Below are 15827 nucleotides of genomic sequence, written 5' to 3'. Positions count from 1 at the left end.
GAAGCACAACCTGATTTGGGTTGTGCTTTTTTTTGTCGTCTAAAAGGACAGTGCTGCAAAAAAATCCTTTGATTCCTCAGGATCGGTTTATTAAGGAGTAGAGGGAACCAAAATACCTTTTTTCTTCCCTTAGGTCTTATTATTAATCAATAAGGTAACTAAAACTGCCTTTAAACTCACTCAAACTTAACTTTCTTATGTTTAAGGTAATCAAAAGCCTAGACCTTACCCATCCTCCAACCCTAGAAGCACAACCCGAATTGGGTTTTGCTTCTAGGGTTGTTAAATGAGGAGAATTGAGCCCGTGCGGTCACACCTTTAGAGAAAAGGGTAACAATACTTTGAGAATTGTCCCCTTGCAGCCATAGTTTTAAGAAAAAAGGTAACAATTTTCGGAGAATCGTGCCCGTGATACGCTAGTCTTTAAGAAAACGGTAACGATTAGCCACTATTCGTTACCGTACGGCTGCAATTACAGTGAGAACAGTCACGAATCCAATCAACTCGTGCCCCCCGTACGGCGAACCGCGAACCGCGAGCTGTTGGGAAAGAAAGGATAAGAATAATCCAAACCCATTCCCAAGAAACAAATTTTCTTAAAATCCTAATTCATCAAATACTCATAAATCAAAAACGGCCCTTTATAAAGCGTAATCTCAAGAAATGTTTTAATAAAAGGATAATCCCGATTCGGCATCATTTTCGTTAACTCGCTCCACCACTCCGTTTCATATCTCGCAATCATACTTAAGTTATAAAGTAAGAGGTAATGAACTATCAACTCTGGAAAAATAAATAAATTTTCCTTCTTAAGCGGCAGTACAAACGAACTAGTTTCTAAATTATATTTAACGGGTGATATTCCCGTAAACGTACTCTTGTTGAAATGAAACAAGAGTCCTTCATTTAAAAACTCAATTTGATTTCCTGATTTAGTGGTGAGAAATTCCTTCAAACGATCCTCAGTCATATGATAGTGATCCAGGACTTTTTCTGGTACTGCTAATTGTCCATTCTGAGTATCTATGGGGGTAAAAATGCTTTTTGATTCATGCACCATAAATAAGTCATCCAATTCTGGAATAAGCTCTAACAGCTCTTCCATCGTTATTTTATCCCCTTCTAATTGTTTCATATCGAACATTTTTTCTGACATAAAAGGAAAAAGACCGTTTTTTTGAAATTTTACTTCATCGTGGAAGAACTGATAATTTTGTTTCTTCCTCTTCCTAGTAGATACTCCATGTGCTAAAACAGATGTTGTTTCCGGATAGGCCGGGTCAATTGTTAAAATACATGCTTTTATTAAATGGACAAGACCGTAAAAGAGAAGAATGGGTTTTAGAATAAGCGGCGCATTTTCTGCCTGTTGATAATAAATCTGCCCATGCTCGAGATAATAAAGAAAAGCATAGCAATTTTCATAGCTTTTTTGTTCTGGATTATCAATATTCCACTTTTTATAATGGTTTTTTAAATAGATCTGACAGTGTTCTGCAGAAAAGAAACTTGCATAGCTTTTCCAGCCATTATAGTCTGTTGCCAATGGTAATCACCTTTTTCAGAAAAATTAGACTAAATCGTTCTCCTTGACAGTATTTTGTCCAATTGATAACCTACAATTAAAAAATTTTTTCCTGGAGGCCTAAAAAATGTGGGAGAGTAAATTTGCTAAAGAAGGTTTAACGTTTGACGATGTCTTATTAATTCCTGGTAAATCAGAGGTACTGCCGCGTGATGTAAATCTTCAAGTTGAGTTATCGCCTAAAGTGAAGTTGAACATTCCAATTATTAGTGCAGGAATGGATACTGTAACAGAAGCAGAAATGGCAATTTCAATGGCTCGCCAGGGTGGATTAGGTATTATCCATAAAAATATGACCATTGAGCAGCAGGCTGAACAGGTTGAAAAAGTAAAAAGGTCTGAGAGTGGTGTTATTACCGACCCGTTTTACTTAACCCCAGAGCATCAGGTATACGATGCTGAGCATTTGATGGGCAAATACCGAATTTCAGGAGTACCAATTGTGAATAATCTTGATGAGCAGAAGTTAGTTGGGATTATTACCAATCGTGACTTGCGTTTCATTCAGGATTACTCTTTTAAGATTTCAGATGTAATGACAAAAGAAAATCTTGTAACTGCTCCAGTAGGAACCACATTAAAAGAGGCAGAAAAGATTCTTCAAAAATATAAAATAGAAAAGCTTCCGCTTGTAGACGACCAAGGTGTGCTGAAAGGGTTAATTACGATTAAGGATATTGAAAAGGTAATTGAGTTCCCGAACTCAGCAAAAGATAATCAGGGACGGTTATTGGCGGGTGCAGCCGTCGGGGTAACAAAGGATACCATGCTCCGGATTGAAAAGCTGGTAAAGGCAAATGTTGATGTTATTGTGGTAGATACTGCTCATGGCCACTCAAAGGGTGTTCTTGATATTGTTAAGGAAATAAGAGGACAATATCCGGATTTAACAATTGTTGCGGGAAATGTGGCAACAGGAGAAGCTACAGCCGCGTTGATAGAAGCAGGTGCGGATGTTGTAAAAGTAGGAATTGGACCTGGTTCTATTTGTACAACTCGTGTCGTAGCGGGTGTAGGTGTACCGCAAATTACAGCTGTTTATGATTGTGCAACGGAGGCAAGAAAATATGGCAAGACGATTATTGCAGACGGCGGTATTAAATACTCAGGTGATATCGTAAAGGCACTCGCAGCAGGCGGTCATGCGGTTATGCTGGGCAGCATGCTTGCAGGGGTAACGGAAAGTCCTGGAGAGACAGAAATTTTCCAAGGCCGACGCTTTAAGGTTTATCGTGGTATGGGATCTGTAGCTGCAATGGAAAAGGGTTCAAAGGATCGTTATTTCCAAGAGGATAACAAGAAGTTTGTTCCTGAAGGAATCGAAGGCCGCCTCCCATATAAAGGGCCATTAGCTGAGACAATCTACCAGCTAATTGGGGGCTTACGTTCAGGAATGGGCTATTGTGGAACGAAGGACCTAGAAGAGTTAAGAAATAATGCTCAATTTATTAAAATGACAGGGGCTGGACTTAGAGAAAGCCATCCTCACGATGTTCAGATTACTAAAGAAGCACCGAACTATTCATTATCATAATAAAAAGACAGAGGAGTCAAAAGCTCCTTTGTCTTTTTTTTGTAAAAAGATAGTCCAATCCTCTGTCTATGATTTGAAACTCAGTTATGTTAAAATAACCAAAGTGTATTAAATCGTTGGAGGGTATTATTGTGAACAGACTTTTTTATCGGAAATTTTCCGCCAGTTTCTTGGCAATGATCATGATTTTTAGCCTTTTTGGAGGCATAAATAAAGCAGAGGCAGAAACTGTGGGATTAGATGTTAATGCATCTGGAGCTATATTAGTTGATGCAGATACGGGCATGGTCTTGTACGAGAAGAATTCTGAAACTGCGCTTGGAATTGCGAGTATGACGAAAATGATGACAGAGTACTTACTTTTAGAAGCGGTAAAAGAAGGAAAAGTGAAGTGGGACCAAGAGTATGTTGTTTCTCCTGAACTTTCTAAAATGTCTCATGACAATAGTTTAAGTAATGTCTTTTTGCGTGTGGAAGCAAAGTATAAGGTTGAAGACCTGTATGCAGCTATGGCAATTGAATCTGCTAATGCTGCTACAATGGCCATTGCTGAAATTGTTGGGGGTTCAGAAGCAAAATTTGTAGAAATGATGAATAAAAAGGCAGCTGAGCTTGGTCTTAAAACGTATAAATTTGTTAACTCTTCAGGTTTAAATAATCGTGATGTCCTAAAGCACTTTACTGAAATAGTGGGTGACCCTGATGAGGAAAACATTATGTCGGCAAAGGACGTTGCGGCCTTAGCATCCCATTTATTACATGACTTCCCAGAGGTTCTTAAAACATCCAGTATACCTGAAAAGAAGTTTGCAGAGGGTACGGAAGATGAATTTGTAATGGACAACTGGAATTGGATGTTAGAAGGATACGAAGAACTTGCGGCAGATTACCCAAATTATCAACAATTTGTTTATGAGGGTCTGGATGGTTTAAAAACAGGATCTACTCCTTTTGCAGGTTATAACTTCACTGGAACAGCCATTAGAGATGGGCAGCGGTTTATATCAGTAGTGATGAATACAGCTTCTCAAACTGAACGTTTCAAGGAAACAAGAAAGATTCTTGATTTTGCTTTTAATAACTTTAAAAAAGAAGAAATTATTCCAAAGAATTTTCAAGTTAAAGGTAAAAAGACTTTACCAGTAATCAAGGGTAAGGAGAATCAAGTTAAGATTCATACAAAAGATGCCGTTAATATGGTCGTAAAGAACGGGGAAAAGGATAATTTCAAAACCGTATTAACGCTCGATAAAAAGAAAGTTAATAAACAAGGCGAGCTTACTGCACCTATTAAAAAGGGTGAAAAGGTTGGAACTTTGTCGATTCAGCCTAAAGAGGCTGAAAGTTTAGGGTTCATAACAGAACAAGGACAAAGCAATATTACCGTTGATGTGATTGCAGCAGAAGATGTTGAAAAGGCGAATTGGTTCGTTCTAATGATGAGAGGAGTCGGCGGATTCTTTGGCGATCTTTGGGGAGGCATTTCTTCCACGGTTAAAGGCTGGCTTTAAATAATAGGAAATATATAACAAAAGGATTCTTGTCTTGACAGGAGTCCTTTTTTGTTGCTTTAATGATTTTATGGAAACAATCTAATTCCGAATGAATTAACAATATTTCCTAAATTTATACGTAAATTTTTTGCAATATTTATAAAAGTAGAACTTACAAGGGGGATTTTTCATGAAAACAGGTACAGATCGAGTTAAACGCGGAATGGCCGAAATGCAAAAGGGCGGCGTCATTATGGATGTTGTAAATGCAGAGCAGGCAAGAATTGCTGAAGAGGCTGGTGCGGTTGCGGTCATGGCTCTAGAGCGTGTCCCATCTGACATTCGTGCAGCTGGCGGCGTTGCGAGAATGGCTGACCCTAGAATTATTGAAGAGGTACTCAATGCGGTATCAATCCCTGTAATGGCGAAGGCAAGAATTGGCCATATTGTAGAAGCTCGTGTGCTTGAAGCAATGGGTGTTGACTATATTGACGAGAGTGAAGTATTAACTCCTGCTGATGAAGAGTATCATTTATATAAGGGTGATTTCACTGTTCCATTTGTTTGCGGCTGCCGTGACCTTGGTGAAGCTGCCCGCAGGATTGGTGAAGGAGCGTCTATGCTTCGTACAAAGGGTGAGCCTGGAACAGGTAATATCGTTGAAGCAGTTCGCCATATGCGTAAGGTAAATGGACAAGTTCGTAAAGTAGTAGGAATGAATGAAGATGAGCTTATGACAGAAGCAAAGCTATTAGGAGCCCCATTTGAGCTGCTTCTTGAAATCAAGCGCCTTGGCCGCCTTCCAGTAGTTAACTTTGCAGCAGGCGGTGTTGCAACACCTGCTGATGCAGCATTGATGATGCAGTTAGGTGCAGACGGAGTTTTCGTAGGTTCAGGTATATTTAAATCAGAGAACCCAGCAAAGTTTGCAAAAGCTATTGTAGAAGCTACAACACATTACCAAGACTACAAATTAATTGCTGAGCTTTCTAAAGAACTTGGAGCTCCAATGAAGGGAATTGAAATTTCATCATTGTCTCCTGAAAATCGCATGCAGGAACGTGGCTGGTAATGGTTAAAGTAGGAGTACTTGCCCTGCAGGGAGCTGTTCGTGAACATATTCGCTCTATAGAGGCATGTGGTGCAGAAGGCATCGCTATTAAGAGGGTTGAACAGTTGAAAGAAGTTGACGGCCTGATTCTTCCAGGCGGTGAAAGCACTGCGATGCGCCGATTGATTGATAAGTATGATTTTATGGATGCACTTAAGGAATTTGCTGCAGAAGGTAAACCAATGTTTGGTACTTGTGCAGGCTTAATCCTTCTAGCCAAAAACCTTGTTGGCCATGAGCCTCATATCGGTGTGATGGACATTACAGTCGAACGTAACTCATTTGGCCGCCAAGTGGATAGCTTCGAGGCAGACCTCGCGTTCAAGGATGTGGCGGACAGCTTCCCAGCGGTCTTTATCCGAGCACCGCACATCGTTGAAGCTGGTCCCGAGGTGGAAATCCTTTCAAAGCATAATGACCGTATTGTGGCCGCACGTGAAGGCCAGTTCCTTGGATGTTCATTCCATCCTGAATTAACGGATAATCATGACATTACGGCATACTTTGTTGAAATGGTAAAGGAAGCTAAAGCAAAACAATTGGTATAATTTGATTGCATTTGGTGGATAATTATAGTAAATTTTTAATAACGAAATATTGGTAAAGCAATGAGAGGAATTAGTAGCAGGCAGTTCATTCAAAAGAGAGCCGGTGGCTGGTGTGAATCGGTGTATGAAGCTTGTGAATCCATCCTCGAGCAAGGTATGGAACACCCTATTTGGGTTAGTAAGTACTTTCGGTAAAAACCGTTAAATTTTTTCAAGGTGGACAGACTAATAGCTGTCAACCAGGGTGGTAACGCGGGTAACTCTCGTCCCTGTTTTTGGGACGGGAGTTTTTTGTATTTATTTTAATTTTTAAGGAGTTTGATAAGTATGCTGGATATTAAATTGTTACGAGCAAACTTTGCAGAAGTAAAAGAAAAACTTCAACATCGTGGAGAGGACCTTACAGACCTCGGTAAATTTGAGGATTTAGATCAGCGTAGACGTGATTTAATTGTCGAGGCTGAACAGTTAAAGAGCAAACGTAATGAGGTTTCTCAGCAGGTAGCAGCACTGAAGCGCGAAAAAGCCGATGCTGATCATCTTATTGCAGAAATGCGTGAGGTGGGTGACAGAATTAAAGTATTGGATGAGGAGCTCCGCAGTGTCGAAGAAACACTTGATTTTCTGTTAATGAGTATTCCTAACATTCCTCATGAAAGTGTCCCAATTGGCGAATCAGAGGATGAAAACGTTGAAATTAGAAAATGGGGACATGTCCGCGATTTTGAATTTGAAGCGAAGCCGCACTGGGACGTTGCAGACCACTTAGGAATTCTCGACTTTGAACGCGCGGGCAAAGTTACCGGCAGCCGCTTTGTTTTTTATAAAGGGCTTGGGGCTCGTCTAGAGCGTGCACTTATGAACTTTATGCTTGACCTTCATGTGGATGAGCATGGCTACAAAGAAATTTTACCGCCTTACATGGTTAACCGTGCAAGCATGACAGGTACAGGACAGCTGCCAAAGTTCGAAGAGGATGCTTTTTTAATTGAAAGTGAAGATTACTTCTTAATTCCAACTGCTGAGGTGCCTGTCACCAATCTACATCGTGACGAAATATTAAGCGGTGATGAGCTTCCAATCCGCTTTGCGGCATACAGTGCCTGCTTCCGTTCTGAGGCTGGTTCAGCGGGGCGTGATACACGGGGATTAATTCGCCAGCATCAGTTTAATAAGGTAGAACTTGTGAAGTTTGTTAAACCAGAGGATTCTTATGAAGAGCTTGAGAAACTGACTAGTGATGCCGAGCGTGTTCTTCAATTGCTTGAGCTTCCTTACCGCGTGTTAAGCATGTGTACAGGTGATTTAGGCTTTACGGCCGCCAAGAAGTACGATATTGAGGTCTGGATTCCGAGTTATGGAACATACCGCGAGATTTCTTCTTGCAGTAACTTTGAAGCTTTCCAGGCACGCCGTGCTAATATTCGTTTCCGCCGTGACCTTAAGGCAAAACCGGAGCATGTCCATACCCTAAATGGATCTGGCCTTGCAATTGGAAGAACAGTCGCTGCTATACTAGAGAATTACCAGCAAGAGGATGGCAGTGTGGTCATTCCGAAAGTGCTGCGTCCATATATGGGGAATAAGGATGTCATTGTGCCAGAGAAATAGAAATAAATTAATTTAATATGGTGTTGACAGAGATTGTATGAATGTGATATTCTATCTCTTGTCGATACGGAGGAATACCCAAGTCCGGCTGAAGGGATCGGTCTTGAAAACCGACAGGCGGGTTAAACCGCGCGGGGGTTCGAATCCCTCTTCCTCCGCCATTAATTTTTTAATAATCGCGCATAAAACTGGAGATAAAGTCCGTCCCAAGCAATTGGGCGGATTTTTTTTATGTTCTTTTTCAATAAGGATGTCATGACTTAAAATTGAGTAACCAGCAGGAGTATAATAAACGGAGATTTTCCGGTTAAATGAAAAATGGAGTTAGTATCGGGAGAAATAAGGGGAGGATTTCCGCTTATGCAAAGAAAAATTCCCCATTTTCGCGTCTCCGGGGTAAATAAGCGGAATCTCTCCGTCTATTTCAGCCCTTTTTAATAAAAATTACTCTATAAGCGGATTTCCTCCGTCTATTTATCGTATCCGCTCAACTGCCTACTTGATCCCCCATCAAATAAATGCCGACCCTCTTAATCCAAGATGCTCCATCAATCAAAAAAAAAGACGTATGCCAATGCACACGTCAGTACTTGTATCTTTTATTATGAAAGCACTGATTAGGAAGTTAACCAATATGTGCCTTTGTGATATTTAAAATTTCCTTTAATCGCTCATCCACTTCACGACATACTCTTATTGCATCCTCAGGTCTCTTAACAACATCGGTATTGTCCATATCAATAATCAAGACATCACTAGCATTATAATTCTTGATAACCCAATCGTCATAACCCTTCCAAACTTCAAAGTAATATTCCTTAAGTTCAGGATTAATTTCGAAGCTTCTGCCGCGGGCCATAATACGGTCAATTACCGTATCGAAGGAGCCTTTCAAATAGACCATTAAATCAGGAGCCTTTTTAGGAAGTTCATTTAACTCTTCCATCATATTTTCAACTAAGTCTTCATATATTTTAAATTCAAGTTCAGATATTCTGCCTAGATTTTTGTTAACATAAGCAAAATACCAATCTTCATAAATAGAACGATCTTGAATCGTGTAAATAGGTTCTCTCCAGCTTACGCACTCCTTTACCGTTTTAAAGCGTTTATTTAAGAAAAACAATTGCAATAGAAAAGGGATCCTTCTTGCATCTAATTCTTCAGGTGTTAACTCGTAATAAAGAGGAAGAATTGGATTATCATCTACTGCCTCATAAAAAACTTTACTCTCAATCCCTTGTTTTTGAAAATGTGCATTTAATGTATCAGCTACACTTGTTTTCCCAAGACCAATCATACCACCAATAACGATACTCACTTACATCCCCCAATTCTCATACTGTGTTTGTCGTGCTGCTTTTCTTCAATGAGCTTATAAGTTTTTCAATAATAAATTTTAAATCATCTTCATTTTTCACAAAGTCTAATTCATCACCATTAAAGCGTAGAACAGGAATTTCTGGGTGTGCTTGTTCAAAGCTCGTTATCGTTTGTTCGTAGTCAATGGATAGCTGCTCTAAATATAAGGGACTGATATTTTTCTCTACTTCACGTCCTCTTATTTTAATTCGCTTTAGAAGAGTATCTAAACTCGCATTGAGATAGATAATGACATTGGGCTTTGGCATATCTTCTGTTAGGAGCTGATATATTTTATAGTATTTTTGATATTCATCGGAGTTTAAAGTCCGCTGTGCAAAAATTAAATTCTTTAAGATATTGTAATCTGCTACAACAGCCTTTTCTTTACTTAAGAAGTGGGTATTTATATCCCCTAATTGCTTATACCGATTGCAGAGAAAAAACATTTCCGTTTGGAAACTCCATTCCTCAATATTCTCATAAAACTTCCCCAAAAATGGATTTTCATCAACGATTTCTTTTAATAGTGCAAAATTAAACTGATCTGAAATGGCTTTTGCGAGAGATGTCTTTCCTACACCAATCGGCCCTTCAACGGTTATAAAGGGAGTATACCCCATTTTCTGATCCTCCTTCTCCAACTGCCTGCAATTTCTATGTTTAACCAGCAAAAATACCGGTAGTACTTTTTCAGTGTTCTATAAAGGCACAAATAATATATTATCATAATCTGGCGCAGGAAGGGATATGGAAATTATAGAAGAAGAAATATAAATGTCGATTATATGAAAAAACTGCCGAATCGCGGCAGTTTATGTTAAAAAATACTATTAACTTCTTTTGACCACATTAAAATTTTCAACAATTAACAGCCAATTTTGCGGAAAAGCTAAGCCAAGCTTCCAGTAACTCATTCCTCTAAGGTTTAATTCTTTTACTAAATCAAACTTAGCTTGGATGGAACGAGCATCCTCAAACCAAACTTCGTGCTGCTTACCATCTTCAGCAGTGTACCGGAAGAACGGTGCCTGGGCTTTTGTATCGTACTGAATCGCAACATTGTGTCTGGCTGCAATTTCAATCGCCTGCTGAGGGCTTATTGCCTTTGCTACAGAACCTTGAACAAAAGGCAGTGTCCAATCGTACCCATATAAATTCTGTCCCATCATAATTTTATTTGGCGGCATTTCGGTTATCGCATATTCCAGCACTTTTCGTACTTGATCGATGGGGGATACAGCCATGGCTGGGCCGCCGCTATATCCCCATTCATAGGTCATAATAACGACAAAATCAACTATTTGCCCATGAGCCCGATAATCATGTGCTTCATACCATTCTCCTTGTTGTGTTGCACTAGTTTTCGGTGCTAGTGCCGTTGACAAGAGCCAGCCTTCTCTTTGAAACCGTGCTTTTGCTTTTCGCAAAAATGTATTATAGGCTTCACGGTCTGCCGGACGTAAAAATTCAAAATCAAAATGAATATCTCTAAACCCATACTTCTTTGCAGTGGCAACTATATTATTTAAGAATCTGTCTTGGATGGGAATATCATTAAGTAATATTCGACCCAATTCATTACTAAATTGATCATTTTCTTGGTTCGTTATAACCATCATTAAAACATTTCGGTTAGCGCGCGCAATGGCTGGAAATTGATTTAACAAGGGCTCTTTTAAACCCCCATCGCGAAGTGCTTGAAAGCTGAACGGGGCCAGGTAGGTTAAATAGGGTGCAGCATCTCGTGCGCTTTGTTCTAGGATAGGTGAGACACTAGTGCCTCGAGGTTCGACATAGGCGTTAAATTCACCTCTCCTTTTTGGTCTCTGTGGAATATAAAGACGAAAGCCGACATAGAGCTGTTGGTTTAATGAAATACGATTTACTGAGGCAATTTGTTGATAAGGTACACCTGTTTTTTGACCAATTGACCAAAGACTGTCTCCTGGCTGCACATAATAAAAACCGCCAACGATCGGAATTACCATCGCTTGACCGACGACAAGAGTATTTGGATTAGGGATGTCATTTGCTTCCACAATATCATTAACTGTCGTGTTGTATGCCCTTGCGATAGTCGTTAATGTCTCGTTTCTCTTCACCACATGAATTTGCATATTCTTCCCCTCCTAAGCGACAACGCTACCTCTATTCTATGAGTGAAAGATTTAAATCATGATATAATGGAAAAAATATCAATGTCGTTAAAGAAACATTTGAAGAAAGTATAAGGCGGTAAACTCCATGACAATTGAACAATTTACGGATGAATATTATATGAAAGAAGCCATTAAGGAAGCGAAGAAGGCGGAGGGGTTACTAGAGGTGCCTATTGGAGCCATTATCGTTATGGATGGAAAGATTATTTCCCGAGCACATAATCTGCGTGAAACGAGACAAAGTGCGGTTGCTCATGCAGAGCTGCTGGCAATTGAACAAGCATGTAAAGAGACAGGTTCTTGGCGGCTGGAAAATGCCCATCTATATGTCACCCTTGAGCCATGTGCAATGTGTTCAGGGGCTATTATCCTATCGAGGGTAAAAAGGGTAGTATATGGTGCATCCGACCCAAAAGGAGGATGTGCAGGCACGTTTATGAATCTCCTGCAGGATGAAAGGTTCAATCACCAAAGTGAAGTCACAAGCGGTGTACTTCAAGCAGAGTGCGGCCAGCTGCTAACTGACTTCTTCCGAAGGCTGAGGGAACAAAGGAAAATAGTAAAAAAACAACATTTACAGGAAATTACAATTGATAAAGATTGATTTTTTTATTTAAAGTTAGTATACTAAGAAGGCGTCAGATAAGGCGCCTAAAAATATTATCAACTTTGCCGTGCTAGGCGGGGAGGTAGCGGTGCCCTGTACTCGCAATCCGCTCTAGCGAGGCTGAATCCCTTCCCGAGGCTGGTATCCTGTAGGGTCCGCCTTAAGTAAGTGGTGTTGACACCCGGGTCCTGCGCAATGGGAATCCATGAACCATGTCAGGTCCGGAAGGAAGCAGCATTAAGTGGACGCTCCCATGTGCCGCAGGGTTGCCTGGGTCGAGCTAACTGCTTAAGCAGCGCCTATGGGTGCGAAGTCGACGGAAGGTGCACGGCAAAGTTGATAATAATTTAAAAAAACTCATCTCATTGACGAGATGAGTTTTTTTGTATTCTCTTAGAAAAATTGAAAAAGTGAAATGGGATAAGTTATAATGGATGGGATAGAAATTTTGAAGGGGGCGATGTTTTATGGCTTATCAAGCTTTATATCGTGTTTGGCGTCCTCAGCAATTTATTGATGTAGTAGGACAAGAACATGTAACGAAAACATTGCAAAATGCCCTGCTTCAACAAAAAATTTCCCATGCCTATTTATTTAATGGGCCGCGAGGAACTGGTAAAACAAGTGCTGCAAAAATCTTGGCTAAAGCAGTAAACTGTGAACAAGCACCTGTCTCTGAACCCTGCAATGAATGTGCTGCCTGCAAGGGGATTACAAATGGAACGATATCTGATGTGCTCGAATTTGACGCAGCTTCTAACTCCAGAGTAGAAGAAATGCGGGATGTTCTAGATAAGGTAAAGTTTGCACCGACCTCCGTTCGCTATAAGGTCTATATTATTGATGAAGTGCATATGTTGTCGATTAGTGCTTTTAATGCGCTATTAAAAACGCTGGAAGAGCCGCCGCAGCATGTTATCTTCATATTAGCCACGACTGAGCCGCATAAAATACCTCTAACCATTATTTCCAGGTGCCAGCGATTTGATTTTAGACGGATCACAGCACAATCCATTGTAAATCGAATGAAGTTGATCGTTGAAGAAACAGGAGTTAATTGCGAAGAGGATGCATTAAAAATGATTGCAAGAGCAGCTGAAGGCGGTATGCGTGATGCCCTAAGTCTCCTAGACCAAGCTATTTCCTTTAGCCAGGAAAGAGTAACAGTTGAAGATGCTCTAACGGTAACTGGATCTGTATCCCAAGGATTCTTAAACAAGCTTGCGAGGTCCGTTCTGGAAAAGGATGTAGCCAGCGGTTTAGAAGCCTTAGAGGAATTATTATTTCATGGTAAGGATCCATCAAGATTTATAGAAGATTATATCTTATACTACCGAGATATGCTGTTATATAAAACAGCACCAAATCTTGAAGAGTCACTAGATAGAGTCTTGCTGGATGAGGAGTTCCGTCAAATTGCTGAGTCTGTTTCGTATGACCAGATATATCAGCTCATTGAATTGTTAAATAAAACGCAGCAGGATATGCGATGGACCAATCACCCAAGAATCTTTTTAGAAGTTGCAATCGTTAAGCTGTGTCAAACAGAGGAAAAACAGCATGAACAAATGCCTGCTGGACAAATGTCTCAGCTCCTTGCCAAGATAGAACAGCTTGAGAATGAACTTCATCAATTAAAAGCGAATGGGCCTGCTGTTGTTCAAGAAACAGCTCGTGAGACAGCACAAAAGCCTGCGCAAAGAAGTTCAAGAAAAGGGTTCCAGCCTGCTGTAGGCAGAATAAATGAAGTATTAAAGAGTGCAACAAAAAATGATTTAAATCAAATTAAAAGCAAATGGGCTGAAATGAGAGGACGATTAATGAAATCTCACGCTGCTTTATTGAATGAAGCTGAGCCTGTTGCGGCTTCGGCCAGCGCTTTTATTTTAAAATTCAAGCATGAAATTCATTGTCAAATGGCAATGGATAATAACCGTTTTGTCGAGACAATTACACTTGCTCTTCAAGAACTAACAGGAAATAAGTATCTCGTTCTTGGGGTGCCAGAAGAGCACTGGGTTTCAATTCGGGAAAACTTTTTAAGTATGCAGCACCAAGTTGAAGGAGAATTACTCGATTCTAAACCAGAAGAAGAGCCGCATATTGCGGAGGCCAAAAATTTGTTCGGTGCTGAATTTGTAGAAATAATTGATTAATTAAATGGAGGGTGACTTATTTATGCGTGGTGGAATGGGTAATATGCAAAATATGATGAAGCAAATGCAAAAAATGCAAAAGAAAATGGCAGAGGCACAGGAAGAATTAGGACAACAAAAGATTGAAGGAACAGCTGGCGGAGGTATGGTAACTGTCATTGTAACCGGTCATAAAGAAGTGGTAGACGTTCAAATCAAACCGGAAGCTGTTGATCCGGACGACATCGAAATGCTTCAAGATCTTGTGTTGGCAGCCACAAACGATGCACTAAAGAAGGTTGAAGAGCTCACAAACAATACAATGGGCCAATTTACAAAGGGAATGAATCTTCCATTTTAATTCATAAGATCTGTGTGTATGCGCCTTTCTATAGGCGCATATGCTTTTCTAGGAGAGGAATAATAACAAATGCACTATCCAGAACCAATTTCTAAGTTGATTGACAGTTTCATGAAGCTGCCTGGTATCGGACCCAAAACGGCGGGCCGGTTGGCCTTTTATGTATTGAGTATGAAGGAAGATACTGTGCTGGATTTTGCGAAAGCACTAGTAAATGCCAAAAGAAATTTATCTTATTGTTCTGTATGTGGTCACATTACAGATCAGGACCCATGCTATATATGTGAGGACCAACGCCGGGATAAAAGTATAATTTGTGTTGTTCAAGATCCAAAGGATGTCATTGCAATGGAAAAGATGAAAGAATTTAATGGGAAATATCATGTCCTGCACGGTGCGATTTCACCTATGGATGGAATAGGTCCAGAGGATATTAATATTCCTGACCTCTTAAAGCGTCTTCATGATGAATCTGTACAGGAAGTAATCCTGGCAACCAATCCGAATATCGAGGGAGAAGCGACGGCTATGTATATTTCACGTTTGCTTAAACCATCAGGCATTAAAATTACAAGGATTGCACACGGACTTCCTGTAGGAGGAGACCTAGAATACGCGGACGAAGTTACATTATCTAAGGCTCTCGAGGGAAGAAGAGAAATTTAACTATAATCTAAGGCGCGGCAGGAGCGCTTACAGCTAGACAAGTACCGGGGGAATAACGATGTTTTTTCAACGTAAAGGATGGCTGCGTAAAGAGTTTGATGAGAAACTCTTAACTCAGTTACAGGAGTATAAAGAACATTGGCAAGAGCAAAAACAATTATTAGAAAAAAGTTTTGATCCTTCAGAGGAAGCGATTTGTCAGACAAAAATCGCCCAAGCAAAGTACTTCTTTCTATTAAAGATAGCAAAAGATAGAAATGTAAGCATCAGAAGATGATGATGAAGCTATTCTTATTCAAGGTCTAATTATAACAACTTGTACATATGTTGTTATAAAAAGAGTTGAAGGGGGATAGCTTTTTTGGAACCTATTATAGTCATCTCAATATTAGGCGGGCTTATACTTATTCTTTTGTTTTCCGGGGCACCTTTTAAACCGGCGAGATTTATTGGTCAAGCTGTTGTTAAATTATTAATTGGAGCTCTGCTATTATTCTTTTTAAATACAGCGGGTAATAGTTTTGGTATACATGTCCCTATTAATTTTGCAACATCTGCTGTATCTGGATTTCTTGGAATTCCAGGATTAGTAGCACTGGCTGCCATTCAGAAGTTTATCATCTAATCTAAAAATGACCGCTGAAAACAGCGG

Annotated in this window: 15 protein-coding genes, 1 tRNA gene, 1 other RNA gene and 1 other annotated feature; of the genes, 13 read left to right on the top strand and 4 right to left on the bottom strand. The window is 40.0% G+C overall.

Going from position 1 to position 15827, the window contains the following annotated elements:
• Nucleotides 1-604: 604 nt before the first annotated feature.
• A complete protein-coding gene (locus SFC47_RS25625) occupies nt 605-1546 on the bottom strand; it encodes a YaaC family protein (protein WP_411257359.1) in 942 nt (313 codons plus the stop codon).
• A 106-nt stretch (nt 1547-1652) separates the two neighbouring features.
• Here SFC47_RS25625 and guaB point away from each other — a divergent pair, with 106 nt between their 5' ends.
• From guaB to SFC47_RS25595, 6 genes are all read left to right on the top strand, one after another.
• Nucleotides 1653-3119, top strand: coding sequence for an IMP dehydrogenase (guaB, locus tag SFC47_RS25620; RefSeq protein ID WP_411257358.1), 1467 nt, complete (start codon nt 1653-1655; stop codon nt 3117-3119).
• A gap of 176 nt (nt 3120-3295) precedes the next feature.
• Nucleotides 3296-4630, top strand: a complete 1335-nt coding sequence (locus SFC47_RS25615) for a D-alanyl-D-alanine carboxypeptidase family protein (protein WP_411257361.1) — start codon at nt 3296-3298, stop codon at nt 4628-4630.
• A 172-nt stretch (nt 4631-4802) separates the two neighbouring features.
• Nucleotides 4803-5684, top strand: coding sequence for a pyridoxal 5'-phosphate synthase lyase subunit PdxS (pdxS, locus tag SFC47_RS25610; protein WP_411257357.1), 882 nt, complete (start codon nt 4803-4805; stop codon nt 5682-5684).
• The gene (gene pdxT, locus SFC47_RS25605; protein ID WP_411257356.1) at nt 5684-6271 is read left to right on the top strand and encodes a pyridoxal 5'-phosphate synthase glutaminase subunit PdxT; all 588 of its coding nucleotides are present in this window, start codon (nt 5684-5686) and stop codon (nt 6269-6271) included. Before pdxS ends, pdxT begins: the two co-directional genes overlap by 1 nt.
• Before the next feature lie 51 nt (nt 6272-6322).
• Nucleotides 6323-6545: a binding site (T-box leader), on the top strand.
• Nucleotides 6546-6598: 53 nt separating this feature from the next.
• Nucleotides 6599-7882, top strand: coding sequence for a serine--tRNA ligase (gene serS / locus SFC47_RS25600; RefSeq protein ID WP_411257355.1), 1284 nt, complete (start codon nt 6599-6601; stop codon nt 7880-7882).
• A 68-nt stretch (nt 7883-7950) separates the two neighbouring features.
• Nucleotides 7951-8043: transfer RNA gene (locus SFC47_RS25595), tRNA-Ser, on the top strand.
• 464 nt (nt 8044-8507) lie between these two features.
• Here SFC47_RS25595 and SFC47_RS25590 read toward each other — a convergent pair.
• The 3 genes from SFC47_RS25590 to SFC47_RS25580 form a co-directional block, all read right to left on the bottom strand.
• A complete protein-coding gene (locus SFC47_RS25590) occupies nt 8508-9203 on the bottom strand; it encodes a deoxynucleoside kinase (RefSeq protein WP_411257354.1) in 696 nt (231 codons plus the stop codon).
• A gap of 16 nt (nt 9204-9219) precedes the next feature.
• On the bottom strand, nt 9220-9867 hold the full coding sequence (locus SFC47_RS25585; RefSeq protein WP_411257353.1) for a deoxynucleoside kinase: 648 nt from the start codon (nt 9865-9867) through the stop codon (nt 9220-9222).
• 210 nt (nt 9868-10077) lie between these two features.
• Nucleotides 10078-11364 (bottom strand): glycosyl hydrolase family 18 protein, encoded by a 1287-nt coding sequence (locus SFC47_RS25580; RefSeq protein WP_411257352.1) that lies wholly within the window; start codon nt 11362-11364, stop codon nt 10078-10080.
• Nucleotides 11365-11497: 133 nt separating this feature from the next.
• On the opposite strand from SFC47_RS25580, the gene tadA reads away from it, so the two are divergent.
• The 7 genes from tadA (at nt 11498) to SFC47_RS25545 (ending at nt 15800) form a co-directional block, all read left to right on the top strand.
• On the top strand, nt 11498-12010 hold the full coding sequence (gene tadA, locus SFC47_RS25575; RefSeq protein ID WP_411257360.1) for a tRNA adenosine(34) deaminase TadA: 513 nt from the start codon (nt 11498-11500) through the stop codon (nt 12008-12010).
• A gap of 68 nt (nt 12011-12078) precedes the next feature.
• Nucleotides 12079-12344: signal recognition particle sRNA large type (ffs, locus tag SFC47_RS25570), an RNA gene on the top strand.
• Nucleotides 12345-12480: 136 nt separating this feature from the next.
• Entirely contained in the window at nt 12481-14169 is a 1689-nt protein-coding gene (dnaX, locus tag SFC47_RS25565) for a DNA polymerase III subunit gamma/tau (protein ID WP_411257351.1), read from the top strand.
• 22 nt (nt 14170-14191) lie between these two features.
• Complete coding sequence (locus tag SFC47_RS25560; RefSeq protein WP_045519285.1) at nt 14192-14509, top strand: YbaB/EbfC family nucleoid-associated protein; 318 nt, start codon at nt 14192-14194, stop codon at nt 14507-14509.
• A 69-nt stretch (nt 14510-14578) separates the two neighbouring features.
• The gene (gene recR, locus SFC47_RS25555; RefSeq protein WP_411257350.1) at nt 14579-15175 is read left to right on the top strand and encodes a recombination mediator RecR; all 597 of its coding nucleotides are present in this window, start codon (nt 14579-14581) and stop codon (nt 15173-15175) included.
• A gap of 58 nt (nt 15176-15233) precedes the next feature.
• Nucleotides 15234-15452: a YaaL family protein gene (locus tag SFC47_RS25550; RefSeq protein WP_411257349.1), complete on the top strand. Its 219-nt coding sequence runs from the start codon at nt 15234-15236 to the stop codon at nt 15450-15452.
• Between the two features lie 84 nt (nt 15453-15536).
• Nucleotides 15537-15800 carry a pro-sigmaK processing inhibitor BofA family protein gene (locus SFC47_RS25545; RefSeq protein WP_411257348.1) on the top strand — a complete coding sequence of 88 codons (264 nt, stop codon included), beginning with the start codon at nt 15537-15539 and terminating at the stop codon, nt 15798-15800.
• Nucleotides 15801-15827 lie beyond the last annotated feature (27 nt).

The organism is Neobacillus niacini (assembly GCF_046591715.1).
Taxonomy (GTDB): domain Bacteria; phylum Bacillota; class Bacilli; order Bacillales; family Cytobacillaceae; genus Neobacillus; species Neobacillus niacini_L.
The sequence above is the reverse complement of the archived record's forward strand: the minus strand, read 5'-3'. Positions and strand labels throughout refer to the sequence as shown.

Bases quoted from the DNA above. Each gene is read 5' to 3' on its own strand.
- pdxS (WP_411257357.1), top strand. From the start codon at position 4,803: ATGAAAACAGGTACAGATCGAGTTAAACGCGGAATGGCCGAAATGCAA.
- recR (WP_411257350.1), top strand. From the start codon at position 14,579: ATGCACTATCCAGAACCAATTTCTAAGTTGATTGACAGTTTCATGAAG.
- guaB (WP_411257358.1), top strand. From the start codon at position 1,653: ATGTGGGAGAGTAAATTTGCTAAAGAAGGTTTAACGTTTGACGATGTC.
- SFC47_RS25580 (WP_411257352.1), bottom strand. From the start codon at position 11,364: ATGCAAATTCATGTGGTGAAGAGAAACGAGACATTAACGACTATCGCA.
- SFC47_RS25615 (WP_411257361.1), top strand. From the start codon at position 3,296: ATGATCATGATTTTTAGCCTTTTTGGAGGCATAAATAAAGCAGAGGCA.
- SFC47_RS25585 (WP_411257353.1), bottom strand. From the start codon at position 9,867: ATGGGGTATACTCCCTTTATAACCGTTGAAGGGCCGATTGGTGTAGGA.
- dnaX (WP_411257351.1), top strand. From the start codon at position 12,481: ATGGCTTATCAAGCTTTATATCGTGTTTGGCGTCCTCAGCAATTTATT.
- pdxT (WP_411257356.1), top strand. From the start codon at position 5,684: ATGGTTAAAGTAGGAGTACTTGCCCTGCAGGGAGCTGTTCGTGAACAT.
- SFC47_RS25550 (WP_411257349.1), top strand. From the start codon at position 15,234: ATGTTTTTTCAACGTAAAGGATGGCTGCGTAAAGAGTTTGATGAGAAA.
- serS (WP_411257355.1), top strand. From the start codon at position 6,599: ATGCTGGATATTAAATTGTTACGAGCAAACTTTGCAGAAGTAAAAGAA.
- SFC47_RS25560 (WP_045519285.1), top strand. From the start codon at position 14,192: ATGCGTGGTGGAATGGGTAATATGCAAAATATGATGAAGCAAATGCAA.